Here is a 16,027-nt window from a genome sequence, read left to right as displayed (position 1 = left end):
ATTAGGCGCCATCTATCGATATGGGAAATCGATTATAAGAATTCTATCGATAGGTGGAGGCTATCAATTCCCGAGCGCGGATCAACGCAGAATAGTGTCACCGGAAACGGTTACATTGCCGCTTGCAATCGCTGTTGCGCTGCAGCAATATCGGGTCAACAGGCGCCGCGAAGCGGTTTTCACGCGGTGCCAGCGGCCCAAAAGGCCGCACATCGGATTCCGTGTCCGTACCTCCCTCCCACACGTCCACGGAATTTTTGAAGGCGGCTTCGGCCGCCTTCATTTTGTCTGTGATTCGGCCTCGGCCGGATCCAGACCGATGAACATCCGGACCGCTGGCAGCACCTCGGGGGCGCGCTCCGGGTCGTAGAACGCCGCGGCGGTGACGAAATGATTGCCGCCCGAGATGATCTCCAGCGTCGAGTCCACACCCTTGCGGCGCAACGCGAAGTCCAGCTTGCGGCTGTTGCCGACGTCGACCGTGCGATCGCCGTCGCCATGGATCAGCAGGAACGGCGGCTCGTCGCCATCGACGAACTTCATCGCCATCGCTTCGGGCCATTGGCTGCGCGGACCGAAGATCTCTTCGAGCTTGCCGCTGATCACGAAGTCGTAGGGGCCCGACAGGCCGATCACACCGGCCAGATCCTGAGGTTTCAGATCGACCGCGGCCAGGTGCCGCGCGTCCGTGCCCAGCAGCGCGGCGATCTGTGCGCCGGCGGAATGGCCCGCGACGAACACGCGCTTCGGGTCACCGCCGTACTCGGCCGCGTTGTCGACGGTCCAGCGCACCGCGTGCGCGGCATCGCCCATGAAGGCCGGGAAGCCGGCGGCCGGCCAGGTGCGGTAATCCGCAACGATGGCCACCACGCCGTTCTGCGCCAGCCGGCTGCCGACGAAGCGGTACTGCGCGCGCGTGCCGTACTGCCAGGAACCGCCGTAGAAGAACAGCACCACCGGCGTATCGGGCGCCGCGTTCTGCGGGCGGTAGATGTCCAGCGCCAGCCCGCGCGTCGTGTCGTAGACCGCAGTGGCATCCGGCTGTGTACTGTCGCGATTGACGAAGCCGAAAAACGCGCTCTGACAGCCCGAAACGAGCAGGGCGAGGGTGGCGGCGACACAGGCGTGGATCGAACGGCGCATCGGTGATCTCCTCGAGGTGCGACACCATGCCCGGGCAGGGCCCGGCTACGATGTGAAATCATGATTACGAATCCGAGTCCCGCATTGGATGCATTGCTGCGCGATGCCGCCGGACGCATCGATGCCGTCGACGCGCGCTGGCTGCTGGCGCATGCCGCCGGCCGTTCGCAGACGTGGCTCTTCGCGCATGCACGCGATCCCGCGCCTGATGGCGTGCCCGAGCGTTTCGAAGCGCTGGTCGCGCGCCGCGCCGCCGGTGAACCGGTCGCCTATCTGACCGGCGTGCGCGGGTTCTGGGGGTTCGATCTGACGGTGACGCCGGCTACGTTGATCCCACGGCCGGAAACCGAACTGCTGGTGGAGCTCGCGCTGGCACGGTTGCCGGCGGGCGACGCCCACGTCGCGGATCTCGGCACCGGCAGCGGCGCGATCGCGTTGGCGATCGCCCGTGAGCGACCGGATGTCGCAGTGCTGGCGACCGATGCAAGCGTCGACGCACTCTCGGTCGCGCGTGAGAATGCGCAAGCGCTGGACGTGCCACATGTGCGCTTCGCCCACGGCGACTGGTATGCGCCGCTGGGCGGCGCGCGCTTCGACGTGATCGCCAGCAATCCGCCCTACATCGAAGATGCGGACCCGCATCTGGCACAGGGCGATCTGCGGTTCGAACCGGCCGCGGCGCTGTCGTCGGGTGCCGATGGTCTGGATGCCATCCGCATTCTCGCCGCGGGTGCGCTCGCGCACCTCCTGCCCGGCGGCTGGCTGCTGGTCGAACACGGCTTCGCGCAGGGGGCGGCAGTGCGCGCGCTGTTCGAACAGGCAGGCCTCGTCGAGGTCGAGACCGCGTGCGATCTCGAGGCCCGCGACCGCGTGACGCTGGGCCGTGCGCCCGGTGTCCAAAAGGCCGGCTGATAGACTGGCGGCCGGTTTTTCCCGGATCCACGCGCATGCGCCAGCTCTATCCCGCCATCGAGCCTTTCGACACCGGCATGCTCGCCGTCGACGACCGCCACACGCTCTATTACGAGCAGTGCGGCAATCCGAAGGGCAAGCCGGTGGTGCTGCTGCACGGCGGTCCGGGCGGCGGTTGCAGCCCGAAGATGCGCAGCTTCCATGACCCGGCCAAGTACCGGATCGTGCTGTTCGACCAGCGCGGCGCCGGGCGTTCGACGCCGCACGCCGATCTCGTCGACAACAGCACCTGGGATCTCGTCGCCGACATCGAGACCCTGCGCACCCATCTGGGCATCGACCGCTGGCAGGTGTTCGGCGGGTCCTGGGGCTCGACGCTGGCACTCGCCTACGCGCAGACCCATCCGCGCCAGGTCACCGAACTGATCCTGCGCGGCATCTTCATGCTGCGCCGCTGGGAGCTGGAGTGGTTCTACCAGGAAGGCGCCTCGCGCCTGTTTCCAGAAGCCTGGCAGCAGTACATTGCCGCGATTCCGGAGGCCGAGCGTGGCGACCTGATCGCCGCGTTCCACAAGCGCCTGACCAGTGACGATGAAACGACCCGCCTGGCCGCCGCGCGCGCGTGGAGCGTATGGGAAGGCGCGACGAGTTTCCTGCACGTCGATGCCGATTTCGCCGACAGCCACGCCGATGCGCAGTTCGCGCTGGCCTTCGCGCGTATCGAAAACCACTACTTCACCAATGCGGGTTTCTTCGAGGTCGACGACCAGCTGCTGCGCGATGCCTACCGCATGGTCGACATTCCCGGCGTCATCGTCCACGGCCGTTACGACGTGGTGTGTCCGGTGCAGAGCGCGTTCGATCTGCACCAGGTCTGGCCGAAGGCCGAGCTGGTCGTCACCCCGGCGTCGGGCCACTCCGCGTTCGAAGCCGAGAACGTCGACGCGCTGGTGCGTGCGACCGACCGCTTCGCCTGACGCACGCGCCGCAGTCGATCTGCGGCGACGTCATCTCCCTTCTCGATGCGCGACGGCGGGTCCGTCGCGCACAGGAAATACCGATGTCTGAAGAAGAACTCGTCGTCAAGGACAGCAACGGCGCGCGTCTCGCCGACGGTGACGCGGTCACCGTGATCAAGGACCTCAAGGTCAAGGGCACCAGCGTCACGCTCAAGCGCGGCACGCTGGCCAAAAACATCCGCCTGACCGACGACCCCGACCTGATCGAATGCAACGTCGAGAAGGTGAAGGGCCTGGTGCTGCGGGCGGAGTTCGTCAAGAAGGCCTGAGCAGATCGCGCCTGCGGCAGCTCAATCTGCCGGCGAACCGTCCGGATTGAAGTCGACCATCCACAAGCCGGCCCAGAGCTTGAGGTCGAGCTCGAAACCTTCCGCGTGCTTGCGCATCAGCCACGCCGGCGCGGTGGCGCGGGGCACGGTGTGGACGATGATCGCTTCGTCGTCCACGCCGCCGCCGTCACCGACGCGCGTCAGCTCGCGTGCACGCACGAATGCGACGCGCTCGTTGCTCATGCCGGCGGTGGTCGGGCCGGTCAGCAGCACGTCGACTCGACCGGCGGACCAGCCGGTTTCCTCGATCAGTTCGCGGCGCGCGGCGTCTTCCAGCGAATCGGTGGACCCGCCATCGCCGACCAGGCCGGCAGGCATTTCGATCGTGCGCGCGCCCAGCGGCACGCGGTACTGCTCGACAAACAGCACTTCGTCGTCGGGCGTCACCGCGATCACCAGCACGGCCATGCCGTTGCCGCCGTGCGTGCGTTCGCAGGCTTCCCATGTGCCGTGGCGCACCAGCCGCAGCCAGTCGCCCTGATACAGGACTTCAGTGTGTTCGCGCATCGATGGATTCGTCATGCGCCGATGCTAACGCGCGGCGGTGACGACCGACAGCGCGCGCTCAGGCCATCGCGGGCGGCGCGTAGTCCAGGCCGGCGACTGCATGCAGGCGACGACGCGTGAGGGGGCCGAAACGCAGGGCTTCGCACAATGCATGCAGCGCTGCCGTATCGCCGGTGCGACGCGCGAATCCGGTGGTGCCTTCGCCCAGCGGCGCATCGCAGGCAATCGTCGTCAGCTGCCGGTACAGGCGCGCGGCCTCGGCGTGCTGACGCAGTTTCGGACCCACCTGGCCGGCGCCCCGGAAGCGCAGGAACTGGATTTCGTCGCTGCGTTCCAGCAACGCGTCAAGCGTGCGGAAATGGTGCAGCAGGCTCGCGGCGGTCTTGTTGCCGATGCCGGGCACGCCGGGAATGTTGTCGACCGCGTCGCCGCACAGCGCGAGGTAATCGGCGATCTGGTGCGCTTCGACACCGTGACGGTCGCGCACGCCGGCCGCGGTCCAGCGGACGCCGCGCGCGTAGTCCCACTGCTCGTCCGCGCCCTCGAGCAGCTGCGACAGGTCCTTGTCGGCCGAGACGATCACGCCGTGATGCGCACGCGCACGCCCGGCGAGCAGCGCGCTGCCGATCAGATCGTCGGCCTCGTATTCGGTATCGGCCAGAACCACGAACCCGAGCGCGCTGCACAGCGCCTTGCAGTGCGCGAACTGGCGACGCAGTTCGTCGGGCGCGGGTGGTCGGTTGGCCTTGTAGGCCGGGTAGATGCGGTTGCGGAAACAGCTGTCGAGCGCTTCGTCGAACGCGACCGCGATGTACTGCGGATTCGCCCGCTCGACAAGCTCGGCGAGAAAGCGCGCGAAGCCATGTACGGCATTGGTCGGCCAGCCGTCGGCATCGCGGAATTCGTCGGGCATCGAATGCCAGGCGCGGAACACGTAGAGGCTGGCATCGATCAGGTAGAGCGGCGCGGTGGGCGGCGCTGGCGTGGCCTGCAGTGCCTGCGGCGGCAGGGTCACGGCGCGTGCCAGTCGGTCAGCAACGCGGCTGGATCCGGCCGATCGCGCTCCGGCGCCTCGATCCGCGGCGTGCCGATATGGATGAAGCCGGCGACGCGCTCGTTGGGACCGAGCCCGAGCAGGGCGAGGATCTCGTCATCGTAGGCAGGCCATCCGGTCAGCCAGCATCCGCCGAAACCCAGGGCCTGTACCGCCTGCAACAGCGCGAAGCAGACACTGCCGGCCGTCAGCAGGCGCTCGACTTCGGGGATCTTGGTGTCGTCGGGGTCGAGCACGGCGACGACGGTGATCACCAGTGGCGCGTGGGAGAAACGCTGTCGGTCTTTGTCCAGTGCGCCTTCGCCGATCCCTGGATCGCGGGCAAGTGACCGTGCCGAGAGTCGCTCACCGAGCGTATCGCGATCGGCGCCGGCGATGCGCAAGAAACGGAACGGCACTCGTTTGCCGTGATCGGGGACGCGCACCGCCGATTGCAGCATGCGCAACAGGGTCGCGTCGTCGGGACCGGGGGCCCCGAGCTGCTTGGCGGGGACGGAACGGCGCGCGTCCAGCATTTGGAGGGACTCGTGTTCAGTATTTGAGGATCTCATCACAGATCTATCGCCCGGGTTGCGGAATCTTATGCACGGGGCAGTCTGCCCTTCTCCGACTCTCCTCCACAATGACGCATCAACACGACATCGGCGGCGGCACCGGCGCGCGCGCGGGCTATGCCCGCGAGGGCGCGCGCGTGCTTGAGACACTGCGCCACGACGCCGTGACCGGGCTCGGCGGGGTGTTGTCGGGCTTCTGGAGCGCGATCGAGGAGCAGGTCCGGCTGGCCGCGCTCGCCCATCACGACTATATGGTGGCGCAGGACGAGCGCATGGCGGTGCTGGATCTGAGCCAACGTGCGCTTGAACTTGCGACGCGATTTCGCAAGGCGATCGATACCGAATTCGACCAGTGGCTGGCCGACCGTCCCGCGCCGCCGATGGCAGACGGGCTGTCGCTGATGTCGGAAGGCGAGCTCGAAGTGAATCTGGCCGCGCAGCAGATCATCGAGCTGATGGACCATCAGTTTCTACATCCTCTGACCGCTCTTGGTGACCGGCTGGACGCGTTGGCTGCGCGTCTTGGCATTGAAGGCGTGCATGCAAATCCGCTGCGTCCGGAAGTCCCGGTCATGGCGTTCATGCGCCTGTTCAAGGCCGATGAATTGCCTGCCGGCTTGCGTACGATGGTGTTCAACCAGCTCGACAAGCGTCTGCCGGGCATTCTGAGCGACGTCTACGCCCGGGCCAATGCGTCGCTGGACGCGGCAGGGATCGGCCCGGTCGCCGTCTCGCCGCACGTTGCAACGCGATCGGCCACGTTTAACGCCGGCCCGGCGCGCTCCACTCGCCGCGACGCCGCCGGAGAAGGCTGGGTGCCCGATGGAGGGGTGGTGGCGCACACGGAGTCCGAAAGTGCTGCCGAGGCCGGGGGTGCGGAAGCGCTGGCTTATGGGCCGTTATCGGCTGGTCTGATGGATGTGCTGGCGACGCATGGGCATGTACCTGCCGGCGCGAACGCCCCGCGGGGGTACCGCGATCTGGTGCGCGAGCAACTGCATCAGTGGCGCGAACATCGTGCGCATGGCGCCGCCGCCGATACGGGTGCTGACGGTGCAGGCGGCCCGGTACTGGACATGTCGCAGCTCTTGAGTGTCGCGCGGATGCTGCAGGGTGACGATTCCGCGCCGTTCGCCCGCGCGCTCGTGGGCGATGACCGTCGCCGCCTTGGTGACGTAATCCGTGACGAACTACTGCGGGGGTTGCGCGAGCTGGGCGTGGACACCGAGCAGACACCGCTGAGCAGTGAGGACGAAGATGCGATCGATCTGGTCGGCATCCTGTTCCAGGCGCTGTTCGATGCCAACGATCTGCTGTTGCAGGCGCGCGATATCTACGGTCGACTGGTGATGCCTTACGTCAAGGTCGCGCTGACCGACGACTCGATGTTCAACCAGCGTGCGCACCCCGCGCGCCGCTTGCTCGACGCGGTGACCGAGGCATGCGACGGGAACATCGGCGATACGCCGCAGGATCGCGATCTGCTGGACCAGGCGGGTCGGGTGGTCGATCGTGTCGTGGATGAATATGAAAGCGATCAGGCCGTGTTTGAACTGGCCGCAGCCGAGCTGCGCGAGCGGCTCGACCAGCAGCGGCGACGGGCAGACGTCGCGGAGCGACGCGCGGCCGAGGCCATCCATGGCCGCGAGCGGTTGCAGCAGGCGCGCCGCAGCGTCGATGACATGGTCGCCTCGCGCCTGTCCGAGCGTCGGCTCACTGCGGCGGTCGCATTCTTCCTCGATCGCCATTGGCGCCACCACCTCACCCAGACCTGGTTGCGTGATGGACCGGATTCGGCGCGTCACCTCGCCGCGATCGGAGTCGGCGATGCCATGGTCCAGGTCGACTTCGATGCCGCGCACGCGCTGGGCACCGCGGTCGCCGACGAACTGCTCGCGCTGCAGGTGCCGCTGGCCGAGTGCTATTCCAGCTGTGGCCTCGATGCGAACGCTGCTCGCGATGCGGTGGCGCGAATCATCGCCGCGCTGGCGCTGCCGGATACACCGCGCAGCGTGCATGCGCCGCAGTCGCCCGATATCGAGCAGGACGCGCCAGATCCTGCGTTGCGCCTCGCCGGCGGTCATGAGGGGCTTGGCTTCGATCCGACCATCGCCGCGCGCATGCGTCAGTTGCGCGTCGGTCAGTGGTTGCGCCTGGTCGACAACAACGGCCGCGAGTCCGCGGCGCGTATCGCATGGATCAGCCCGCTGACCCATCGCCTGCTGATCGTGAACCGCCGCGGCATCCGTCGGATGGTCGTCTCGCCCGAGGAACTGGCGGCGCTGGTCGGCTCCGGTCGTGCGGTGGTGCGCGCGGTCGATGCGCCGTTCGACGAGGCGATGAAGCAGCTGTGGCAGCAGCTCAACGCCGCGAACGACCCTGCCAGCGACGCAGCGACTGCCTGACACGGCGCAGGTGCGTTAAGACGCGTCGACAGCGCTTGCGTTATTGTCTCGCGATCATTCGAGGGACGGAGTGGGCGCGATGCCCGTGTCGACACAGGGACCGGGCGATGCCTCGCGGGCGGATACGCCCGCGCAGCTGATGGAAAGCATCCGCCGGGAGGTCACCGCGCGTCTGATGCCGCTGCTCGGCGAGGCCTTGCGTTCCGAACGGGCGCGACTGCAGCGTACCGCCGACGAGTCACCGCCGGATGCTCCGGGGCACGATGAGGATGCGGAAGATCTCACCAGCCTGACGGTGCTCGCCGCTGAACTCATCCAGCATGAACTCCGCTGGCAGAAGGCGATGGGCGAGGTGTTCGCCGCCTGGCCCGAACCGCCGGTCACCCATGCACGCAGCGCGTTTTCCCTGCTTTCGGACGATGAACTGCAGGCGCAGTTGATCGGCCAGCCGGTGGCAGAGGCACTCGACCGGCGCTTCGAGAGCGTGCGCGACATCATCGATCGTCGACTGCACACGCTGGCCGGTCGGTTGCATTACCGCGGCCGGCCGTCCAATCCCTTGGCCTCGCGTTTTCTGGTCGACTGCTTTCTGCGTGCGTTCGAGGCCGGCGATTGCGGTCGCCGCTTGCGTGCGTCCCTGCTGCGTCGGCATGAAGCACTGCTCGATGCCGAGCTGGGTGCGCTCTATGCCTGGTGCAATACGCGTCTGGCCGAAGCCGGTTGTGCCTTGGCTGGAGACAGTGACCATGCGGCCCTGATTGCGGGGCTCGGCGGATCCACCGACGCGCTGCCGGCCAACAAGACCCGGATCTGGGAGCAGGGCAATGCGGTGGCGCAAGCGGGAACCGGCGTATCCCCCGCGGTGCGCACTGACGCGCCACGCGGCAATCTGCTCCGTCGCCATGCACGGCGTCAGCGCGATGCGCGGCGCGCCGAGCTGGACGCTGCGGAACGGAGTTTCCGTCGCGACGAATTCCTGTCCACGCTCGCCTTGCTGCAGTCCGAACGCCGCCTGCCACCTGGCGAGAGCCATGCGATCCGTCTGCGAGAGGGCCTGTATGCGGTTGCCTCCGGCCTCGGCATTGATCGCCACGCGGTCGCTTTCGACGGTGAACAGGACGAGGCATTGATTCTGGTGGGCGCGCTGTTCGATCTGCTCGCCGCCCGCCACCAGCTCGCGCCCGATGCGCTTGAACGTCTCGCGCTTCTCTCGGTGGTCTGGCTGCATCTTGCGCTCGAGGATGCACATCTCTTCGAACCGTCGTCGCCGCCTGCGATGCAGCTGCTGTCGGCACTGGTGGAGTTGTGGGACGGCGTCGATTCGGACGATCCGCAGTCGGTCGAAGCGCAGGCACTCGCCGATCGCGCCGCCGACGCGGTGCTTGACTCTCCGCACGGCGATGGCCGGGTGTTTCCCGCCCAGCTCGCGCAGATCGATGGCGCGCTCGCCGCGGGCCGCCGCCGCGCGGAAGCTGTCGAGCGTCGCACCTGGCAGGCGCTGCGCGGTCGCGAGCGTCTCGATGCGGCGCGGCGGCAGGCGCGGCTCGAAGTGACGCGACGACTCCAAGGGCGCCCGCTGCTGCCTTCGGTCGCCGGCTTCCTGGACACCGAATGGCGCCGGGCCCTGGCGCAGTCATGGCTGCGCGATGGAGAAACGTCCGATCGCTATCGCGAGGTGCTGTCGCTCGGTGACGCCCTGGTCGAATCGGACGGGCTGGCCGCCAACGATGGCGGCAGTGCTGTGGCAGATCGTCTCCTCGGCATCCTGCCCGCATTGCGTGACTGTTGCGCGCAGTCGGGCGACGATGCGGATGCGACCGAAACGCGTCTGGCCGGCCTGGTTGCAGAACACGCCAGCCCCACGCTCCGAAAGATGCATGAGCCCTCCCTGCCGACCGGCGAGGACGCGCCGCTTCTGTCCGACGATGCGGATCCACAGGCCGGCCTGGCAGATACCACGTTTGCGGAAGGACAGCGTTTCGTCCAGCCCGCAGGCGCAGGTGCGGCACGCACGCTGCGCCTGGCCTGGCGTAGTTCCCTCAGTGGGGCCTGCCTGCTGGTCAACGCGACCGGCGCACGCGAGTGGCTGCTGATGCCGGCGGAACTGCACGCGATGATCGAGGCTGGACAGTTGCAGGCACGTCCCGGCGGCGGTGCGGTATCCCAGGCGCTGTCCACGCTCGCCGCGCAGGCGAGCCTGGGCTGACCCGCTACGGCGCTACGGGGTGTGTGCGCTACGACGGGCGACATACCCTAGGATGGGGTGGACTCCCAGGGCAGAGGACGAGGTCGATGGCGGTGACGATCGGCGTTGCGCGTGAGACCGCGGTGGGCGAACGGCGCGTGGCACTGACGCCTGAGACCTGCAAGAAGCTCGTGGCGGCCGGCGCGCAGGTGCGCGTCGAGCGCGGACTCGGCAGTGCCGCCCATTTTTCCGATGACGCGTATGCCGATGCCGGCGCGGCCCTGGTCGACGATGCGCACGCGGCGTTGTCCGGTGCGGCTGTCGTGCTGTGCGTGCGTCCGCCGGAGATCGAGTGCCTGCAGCAGCTCGACCCCGGTGCGACGCTGGTCGGCGTGCTGCAGCCGGAAGCCGATGCTGCACGTGGCGAGGCGATCGTCGCGCGCGGCCTGATCGCGTTTCCGCTCGAACGTCTGCCGCGCACGACACGCGCGCAATCGATGGACGTACTCAGTTCGCAGGCCGGCATGGCGGGGTACAAGGCCGTGCTGATCGGCGCGCAGCTGGCGCCGCGCTTCTTTCCGATGCTGACGACCGCGGCCGGTACGATCCGGCCGTCGAAGGTGCTGATCGTCGGCGCCGGCGTTGCCGGTCTGCAGGCGGTCGCGACCGCGAAGCGCCTCGGCGCGCAGGTCGAGGGCTTCGACGTGCGCCCGGAAACGCGCGAACAGATCGAATCGCTGGGCGGTCGCTTTCTCGATCTGGGCGTCAGTGCGGCAGGCGAGGGCGGTTACGCGCGCGCGCTGACCGACGACGAGCGTGCCGAACAGCAGCAACGTCTCGGCGATCACCTCCGGGGCATCGACGTCGTCGTCTGCACGGCGGCGGTGCCGGGGCGGCCCGCGCCGAAGATCGTCACCGCGGCCATGGTCGCCGGCATGCGCCCGGGCAGTGTGATCGTCGATCTGGCGGCGGAGAGCGGCGGCAACTGCGAGGTCACGCGGCCGGGAGAGACGATCGATGTCGGCGGCGTCGTCGTCGCCGGACCACTGGATCTCGCGTCGATGGGCGCCACGCATGCCAGCGAAATGTTCGCGCGCAACGTCTTCAATTTCGTCCAGCTGCTGCTGGTCGATGGTGCGCTGGCGCCGGACTGGAGCGATGAGCTGCTGGCGAAGACGGTGTGGCCGGCGCGGGCCGCAGCGCGGGGCGCTGCAGCCTGAGGTCGCTGCAACGCGGCCGGATCTCCGGAGTGCGGCAGCGCTTTATCGAACCGCCGGTTTTGCTGTGCTCTTCCCGGCCTTCGGATGGCATCGCGTGGTGAGGATGCCCGCGCGATTCTCAGCCGGCGCCGATCAGGGGCCGCGCGATTCGCGACGCGGCGGAGCCGGGTTTTCCGCGGCCCATCGGCGGCGCTGTTCGGGCGTCATCTGCTTCCAGCGCTCGCGCAGGGCTTCGCGCTCGGCGTCCGGCAGCGTGCGCAGTTTGGTATAGAGCGCGCGCGCTTCCTCGCGTTGATCGGGCGGCAACTGCTTCCAGCTGTGCATGCCGTGGCGCGCTTCTGCGCGCTCGGCCGGCGTCATCGATTGCCAGCGTCGCGCGTGCTCGAGCATGCGGCTGCGTTCCTCGGCGCTGGCGCCGTTCCAGCGCTCGCGCACCGGGCCGATCAGCTGTTCGCGTTGCGCGGGCGTGAGCTGGTCCCACGTGGGCGATGGCGCGGACTGGGCCAGCGCGGCGTTGTCGCACAAAAGCAGCACCGGCAGTGCCGCGGCGAGGAGAAAGGTACGGGTCAGGGACATGGTCATTCCACGGCAAGCAGGGTGGATTCGTTGGCAGCGAGCCAGCGATAGAAATCGGGGGATTCGTCGTAACCGGCCAGTGCCTCATCCACGCCTTCATCGAGATGCGCGGCCGAGTCGGCTGCCGCCAGGACCGGCGTTGCGGTCTGCGCCGGCGCATCCACACCGGGGATCAGCATGCGCGCGCCGATGGCGAGTGCGAACACCGCGGCGAAGCCGGTCGCCAACGGCAGGCCCCACCCGCGACGTGCGGGCGCAGCGCCCTGGGCGGCGGCGTGCCGTGCGCTATGCAGGCGCGCGGTGGTCGCGGGCGTGATCGTGTCCTGCGCCTGGCGGTAGAGCGCGCGCAGTGCGGCATCGTCCTGCGGGTCGTGAGGCCTGTTCATCGGAATTCCTCCAGGTGCTTCTGCAGCGCCTCGCGGGCGCGGAACAGATGGGTTTTCACTGAACCCTCGCCGCATCCCATGATGCGGGCGGTGGTCTCGACATCGAACTCTTCGAGCACGCGCAGCGAAAACGCTTCGCGCTGGCGCCGTGGCAGCTGCCGCAATGCCTCCGTCAATCGCCCCCAGGCCTCGCGTCCGTCGTGGTTGCGGGCCGGGTCCGGGCCGGCATCTGCCCAGTCGATTTCTTCCCCGTCGGGCATGCGCGCATCGCTGAGCCAGCTCAGCCGGAACGTGCGCCGCCGCTGCACATCGATGATCCGGCTGCGCAGCACGGTCCAGAACAGCGGTGTCCATTCCGATGGCGGACGGTCGCGATAGCCGAGCATCTTGATCATCGCGTCCTGGACCGCGTCCAGCGCGTCTTCGCGATGGCGCAGGCCGAGTTCGGCGAAGCGGAAGGCGCGGCGTTCGACGCTGGCGAGAAAGCCTTCCAGCGTTGTCGGCTGCACGGGAATGGCGGCGTCGGCCGCGACGGAGGAGTCGGTCACGTCGCCAAGCCTACCGTGCGCGATGTGCGCATGCGGGTCGGGAAAGTGGCTGCCATCCATCGTCGGGTCGTCGCCAGTGGCGGGGTGTGCACAGGTCAACGCGTGCCCGGAGCGGCGGTTGACGTGGTGTGCGCCGCGCGGCTGGCGCGCCGTTCAACGGCGGTTATGATGCGGACGACGGACCCGGGGAATCGGAATGATCGATGGTGTCGTGGCGCTGTACATCTTCATGCTGGCGGCGATTGCCGGCCACGTGATCATCTCGCGGGTGCCGGTGATCCTGCACACCCCGCTGATGTCGGGTTCGAACTTCATCCACGGCATCGTGCTGATCGGCGCGATGCTGGTGCTCGGCCATGCCGATACCACGCTGGAGAAGGTCATCGGCTTCATCGCCGTGCTGATGGGGGCCGGCAACGCCGCCGGCGGTTATGTGGTGACAGAGCGGATGCTGGAGATGTTCAAGCCGTCGGGCCGGCCGGGGAAGCCGGAGTGATGGCCGCTTGCCGTCCGGCTCTGGTGCGTACGGGACGCATCGCATGAGCGGCCTGCAGTGGCTCGTCGCTGCCTGCTATTTCATCGCCGCGACGCTGTTTCTGCTGGGCCTGCAGCGAATGGCCTCGCCGCGTACCGCGCGTTCGGGCATCCAGTGGGCCGGTGTCGGCATGGTGCTGGCGACGGTGGCCACGTTCTTCGTCCCGGGGCTGGCGAACATCGGCCTGATGTTGGTGGCGATCGCGCTCGGCACCGGGCTCGCATGGATCTCCGGCAAGAAGGTCGCGATCACCGACATGCCGCAGATGGTCGCGCTCTACAACGGCCTGGGCGGCGGATCGGCCGCGGCGATCGGGGCGGTCGAGCTGCTGCGCTGGTCGGCGGCCGGCGCAGCGCCGGCGCGGCTGTCGCTGGTACTCGCGGTGCTGGGCGCGCTGATCGGTGCGATCGCGCTGTCGGGTTCGGTGATCGCCTGGGCCAAGCTCGACGGGCGCATGGACAAGCGCTACGTGTTCCCCGGCCAGCAGCTTTTCAATCTGGCGGTGCTCGTCGGCGCGCTGGTTGCCGGCGGACTGATCGTGCACGCACTCGGTATGCCGGCGATCGTCGTGTTCTTCGTGCTGGCCCTGGCGCTGGGCGTGCTGATGACGCTGCCGATCGGCGGCGCCGACATGCCGGTGGTGATCTCGCTCTACAACGCGCTGACGGGCCTGGCAGTCGCCTTCGAGGGTTACGTGCTCGGCAACGAGGCGCTGATCATCGCCGGCACCATGGTCGGCGCGGCCGGCATGCTGCTGACCCGGCTGATGGCCAAGGCGATGAACCGTTCGATCGCCAGCGTGCTGTTCTCCAGTTTCAGCGCCGGCGGCCCCGCGGCTGCGATCGAAGGCAGCCAGAAACCGATCGAAGCGGCCGATGTCGCCGCGCTGATGGCGTATGCCGAGCGCGTCGTGATCGTGCCCGGCTACGGCATGGCCGTGGCCCAGGCGCAGCACAAGATCTGGGAGCTGAGTCAGCGCCTGGTCGAACGCGGGGTCAAAGTGCGCTTCGCGATCCACCCGGTCGCCGGCCGCATGCCGGGACACATGAACGTGCTGCTGGCCGAGGCCGGCGTGCCCTACGACCTGATCGTCGACATGGACGACGTCAATCCGGAATTTCCGAACACCGACGTGGTGCTGGTGATCGGTGCCAACGACGTGGTCAACCCGGTGGCGAAGACCGACCCGCAGAGCCCGATCTACGGCATGCCGATCCTCGACGTGGTGCTGGCGAAGAGCGTCGTGGTGATCAAACGCGGCAAGGGCACGGGCTTTGCCGGCATCGAGAACGCGCTGTTCTACGCCGACAACACCCGCATGCTCTACGGCGACGGGGCCGAAGCCGCGGGCGCGCTGGTCGCGGAACTCAAGGCGCTCGACGGCGGCCATTGAGCCGCCGGCGCGTCAGCGTGACGCCACCGCGGCAATGACGATCGCGGCGCCCATCCAGGCCAGATCGACCGGGGCGTTGGCCAGCGTCGCCAGCGTGTAGGCGTGCTGCGGCCCGAGCTTGAGGGCGGATTCCCAGGGCAGCATGCCCATCGGGCGCGCGAGCTGGGCGGCGACGATGCCGAAGTTCGCCACCACGATGGCCAGCACGGTCGCCGCCATGCCGACGAGCGCGCGGGCCAGGCCGGGGCGCGCGCGGGCCAGACGCAGCAGCCAGGCCGCATCGAATGCCGCGATGACCGCCATCCAGCTCGTCTGGGTGCCGCGCGCATCGGCAAGCAGGATCCAGGCGGCCGCGATCCCGAAGCTGCCGAGCAGCAGCAGAGCGGTTGCCATCGGCCAGCGCCGAGCGCCCTGGGGGTGGTGCCTTGGCGGCATGGAAGGCTGCATCGCGGAAACGGCCGGCCAGCATACCGGCGCGCGGCGATACAATGACAGCACTTGTCGTGGCCGCCCCTGGCCACCATCTGATGGTCCTATGTACTCCCGCAGCAGCGAACCCGTCCGTTTCGAGCGCGATTGCGCCGCCGTCCTCGTGCCGGCTGGCGAGCACGTGACCCTGCCTGCGGGCAGCGCCGGCTACATCACCCAGGCGCTCGGCGGCAGCTACACGCTGTTCGTGGAGGGCAATCTGTTCCGCATCGCCGGTCGCGATGCCGATGCGATCGGCAAGGAACCGCCGGTGCCCCTCGAACTGCCTGACGGCGCGGACGATGCCGCGGTCGAGCGCATGGTCTGGAACCAGTTGCGGACCTGTTTCGATCCGGAAATCCCGATCAATGTGGTCGATCTCGGGCTGATCTACGAAGCGGACGTGCAGCCGACCGACGATGGTCAGCGCCGGCTCGAGGTCAAGATGACCCTGACGGCGCCGGGCTGCGGCATGGGCGACATCCTCGTCGATGACGTGCGCAGCAAGCTGGAGTTGATCCCCACGGTCGTCGAGGCCGATGTGGAGCTCGTGTTCGACCCGCCGTGGAACCGCTCGATGATGTCGGAAGCCGCGCGCCTCGAAACCGGCATGCTCTGACCCGTTCGACGGACTGTTCGCCGCGTCAGCCGTATCGAAGCCGGCGCCTCGCGTCATCGCCCCGGCCGCGTGAGGCCGTTCCCAAGCCACTGAATCGACCCTGCGAACCGCTGCGTTCGCGGGTGCGCCGGCGCGCCTGCTGTCGTCCGGTGTCAACGCAAGTGCGCGAACGGG

17 protein-coding genes and 1 pseudogene are annotated in these 16,027 nt (G+C 68.2%); 9 read left to right on the top strand and 9 right to left on the bottom strand.

Annotated features, from left to right (window positions below):
• Positions 1–97: 97 nt before the first annotated feature.
• Both AC3IRM_RS13000 and AC3IRM_RS12995 read right to left on the bottom strand, forming a co-directional pair.
• Positions 98–283 (bottom strand): hypothetical protein, encoded by a 186-nt coding sequence (locus AC3IRM_RS13000; RefSeq protein WP_489203516.1) that lies wholly within the window; start codon positions 281–283, stop codon positions 98–100.
• Positions 280–1,143 (bottom strand): alpha/beta hydrolase, encoded by an 864-nt coding sequence (locus tag AC3IRM_RS12995; protein ID WP_489203515.1) that lies wholly within the window; start codon positions 1,141–1,143, stop codon positions 280–282. Before AC3IRM_RS12995 ends, AC3IRM_RS13000 begins: the two co-directional genes overlap by 4 nt.
• A 60-nt stretch (positions 1,144–1,203) precedes the next feature.
• Here AC3IRM_RS12995 and prmC point away from each other — a divergent pair, with 60 nt between their 5' ends.
• From prmC to AC3IRM_RS12980, 3 genes and pseudogenes are all read left to right on the top strand, one after another.
• Positions 1,204–2,055, top strand: a complete 852-nt coding sequence (gene prmC / locus AC3IRM_RS12990) for a peptide chain release factor N(5)-glutamine methyltransferase (protein WP_489203514.1) — start codon at positions 1,204–1,206, stop codon at positions 2,053–2,055.
• A gap of 35 nt (positions 2,056–2,090) precedes the next feature.
• Positions 2,091–3,032, top strand: a complete 942-nt coding sequence (gene pip, locus AC3IRM_RS12985; protein WP_489203513.1) for a prolyl aminopeptidase — start codon at positions 2,091–2,093, stop codon at positions 3,030–3,032.
• A gap of 101 nt (positions 3,033–3,133) precedes the next feature.
• Positions 3,134–3,343: pseudogene (locus tag AC3IRM_RS12980) on the top strand (alkylphosphonate utilization protein); the annotation flags it as partial.
• Positions 3,344–3,364: 21 nt separating this feature from the next.
• Here AC3IRM_RS12980 and AC3IRM_RS12975 read toward each other — a convergent pair.
• Genes AC3IRM_RS12975 through AC3IRM_RS12965 form a run of 3 tightly spaced genes read right to left on the bottom strand, consistent with a single transcriptional unit; the run spans position 3,365 to position 5,515 of the window.
• Positions 3,365–3,910 carry an NUDIX hydrolase gene (locus AC3IRM_RS12975; protein WP_489203512.1) on the bottom strand — a complete coding sequence of 182 codons (546 nt, stop codon included), beginning with the start codon at positions 3,908–3,910 and terminating at the stop codon, positions 3,365–3,367.
• Between the two features lie 58 nt (positions 3,911–3,968).
• Positions 3,969–4,925, bottom strand: coding sequence for a 5'-3' exonuclease (locus AC3IRM_RS12970; protein WP_489203511.1), 957 nt, complete (start codon positions 4,923–4,925; stop codon positions 3,969–3,971).
• Complete coding sequence (locus AC3IRM_RS12965) at positions 4,922–5,515, bottom strand: nitroreductase family protein (RefSeq protein ID WP_489203510.1); 594 nt, start codon at positions 5,513–5,515, stop codon at positions 4,922–4,924. The genes AC3IRM_RS12970 and AC3IRM_RS12965 overlap by 4 nt, the downstream gene beginning before the upstream one ends.
• A gap of 71 nt (positions 5,516–5,586) precedes the next feature.
• Here AC3IRM_RS12965 and AC3IRM_RS12960 point away from each other — a divergent pair, with 71 nt between their 5' ends.
• From AC3IRM_RS12960 to AC3IRM_RS12950, 3 genes are all read left to right on the top strand, one after another.
• A complete protein-coding gene (locus AC3IRM_RS12960) occupies positions 5,587–7,923 on the top strand; it encodes a DUF1631 family protein (RefSeq protein WP_489203509.1) in 2,337 nt (778 codons plus the stop codon).
• 79 nt (positions 7,924–8,002) lie between these two features.
• Complete coding sequence (locus AC3IRM_RS12955; protein ID WP_489203508.1) at positions 8,003–10,129, top strand: DUF1631 family protein; 2,127 nt, start codon at positions 8,003–8,005, stop codon at positions 10,127–10,129.
• An 86-nt stretch (positions 10,130–10,215) separates the two neighbouring features.
• A complete protein-coding gene (locus tag AC3IRM_RS12950) occupies positions 10,216–11,328 on the top strand; it encodes an NAD(P) transhydrogenase subunit alpha (RefSeq protein ID WP_489203507.1) in 1,113 nt (370 codons plus the stop codon).
• Between the two features lie 132 nt (positions 11,329–11,460).
• On the opposite strand, the gene AC3IRM_RS12945 is transcribed toward AC3IRM_RS12950, so the two are convergent.
• From AC3IRM_RS12945 to AC3IRM_RS12935, 3 genes are read right to left on the bottom strand one after another with little or no spacing between them, the layout of a single operon-like run.
• Positions 11,461–11,904: a DUF3106 domain-containing protein gene (locus AC3IRM_RS12945; RefSeq protein ID WP_489203506.1), complete on the bottom strand. Its 444-nt coding sequence runs from the start codon at positions 11,902–11,904 to the stop codon at positions 11,461–11,463.
• Between the two features lie 2 nt (positions 11,905–11,906).
• Complete coding sequence (locus tag AC3IRM_RS12940; protein ID WP_489203505.1) at positions 11,907–12,290, bottom strand: hypothetical protein; 384 nt, start codon at positions 12,288–12,290, stop codon at positions 11,907–11,909.
• Complete coding sequence (locus tag AC3IRM_RS12935) at positions 12,287–12,898, bottom strand: RNA polymerase sigma factor (protein ID WP_489203504.1); 612 nt, start codon at positions 12,896–12,898, stop codon at positions 12,287–12,289. The genes AC3IRM_RS12940 and AC3IRM_RS12935 overlap by 4 nt, the downstream gene beginning before the upstream one ends.
• A gap of 136 nt (positions 12,899–13,034) precedes the next feature.
• Between AC3IRM_RS12935 and AC3IRM_RS12930 the strand changes: the two genes are divergently transcribed.
• A complete protein-coding gene (locus AC3IRM_RS12930; protein WP_310150697.1) occupies positions 13,035–13,334 on the top strand; it encodes an NAD(P) transhydrogenase subunit alpha part 2 in 300 nt (99 codons plus the stop codon).
• Positions 13,335–13,377: 43 nt separating this feature from the next.
• Positions 13,378–14,766 carry an NAD(P)(+) transhydrogenase (Re/Si-specific) subunit beta gene (locus AC3IRM_RS12925; RefSeq protein ID WP_489203503.1) on the top strand — a complete coding sequence of 463 codons (1,389 nt, stop codon included), beginning with the start codon at positions 13,378–13,380 and terminating at the stop codon, positions 14,764–14,766.
• Positions 14,767–14,778: 12 nt separating this feature from the next.
• On the opposite strand, the gene AC3IRM_RS12920 is transcribed toward AC3IRM_RS12925, so the two are convergent.
• On the bottom strand, positions 14,779–15,159 hold the full coding sequence (locus AC3IRM_RS12920; RefSeq protein ID WP_489203502.1) for a hypothetical protein: 381 nt from the start codon (positions 15,157–15,159) through the stop codon (positions 14,779–14,781).
• A 142-nt stretch (positions 15,160–15,301) separates the two neighbouring features.
• On the opposite strand from AC3IRM_RS12920, the gene sufT reads away from it, so the two are divergent.
• Entirely contained in the window at positions 15,302–15,853 is a 552-nt protein-coding gene (sufT, locus tag AC3IRM_RS12915; RefSeq protein ID WP_489203501.1) for a putative Fe-S cluster assembly protein SufT, read from the top strand.
• Positions 15,854–16,027 lie beyond the last annotated feature (174 nt).

It is taken from the genome of Luteimonas sp. KH_071 (assembly GCF_057838005.1).
Note: the sequence above shows the minus strand (reverse complement) of the source record. Positions and strands in the feature narration are given on the sequence as shown.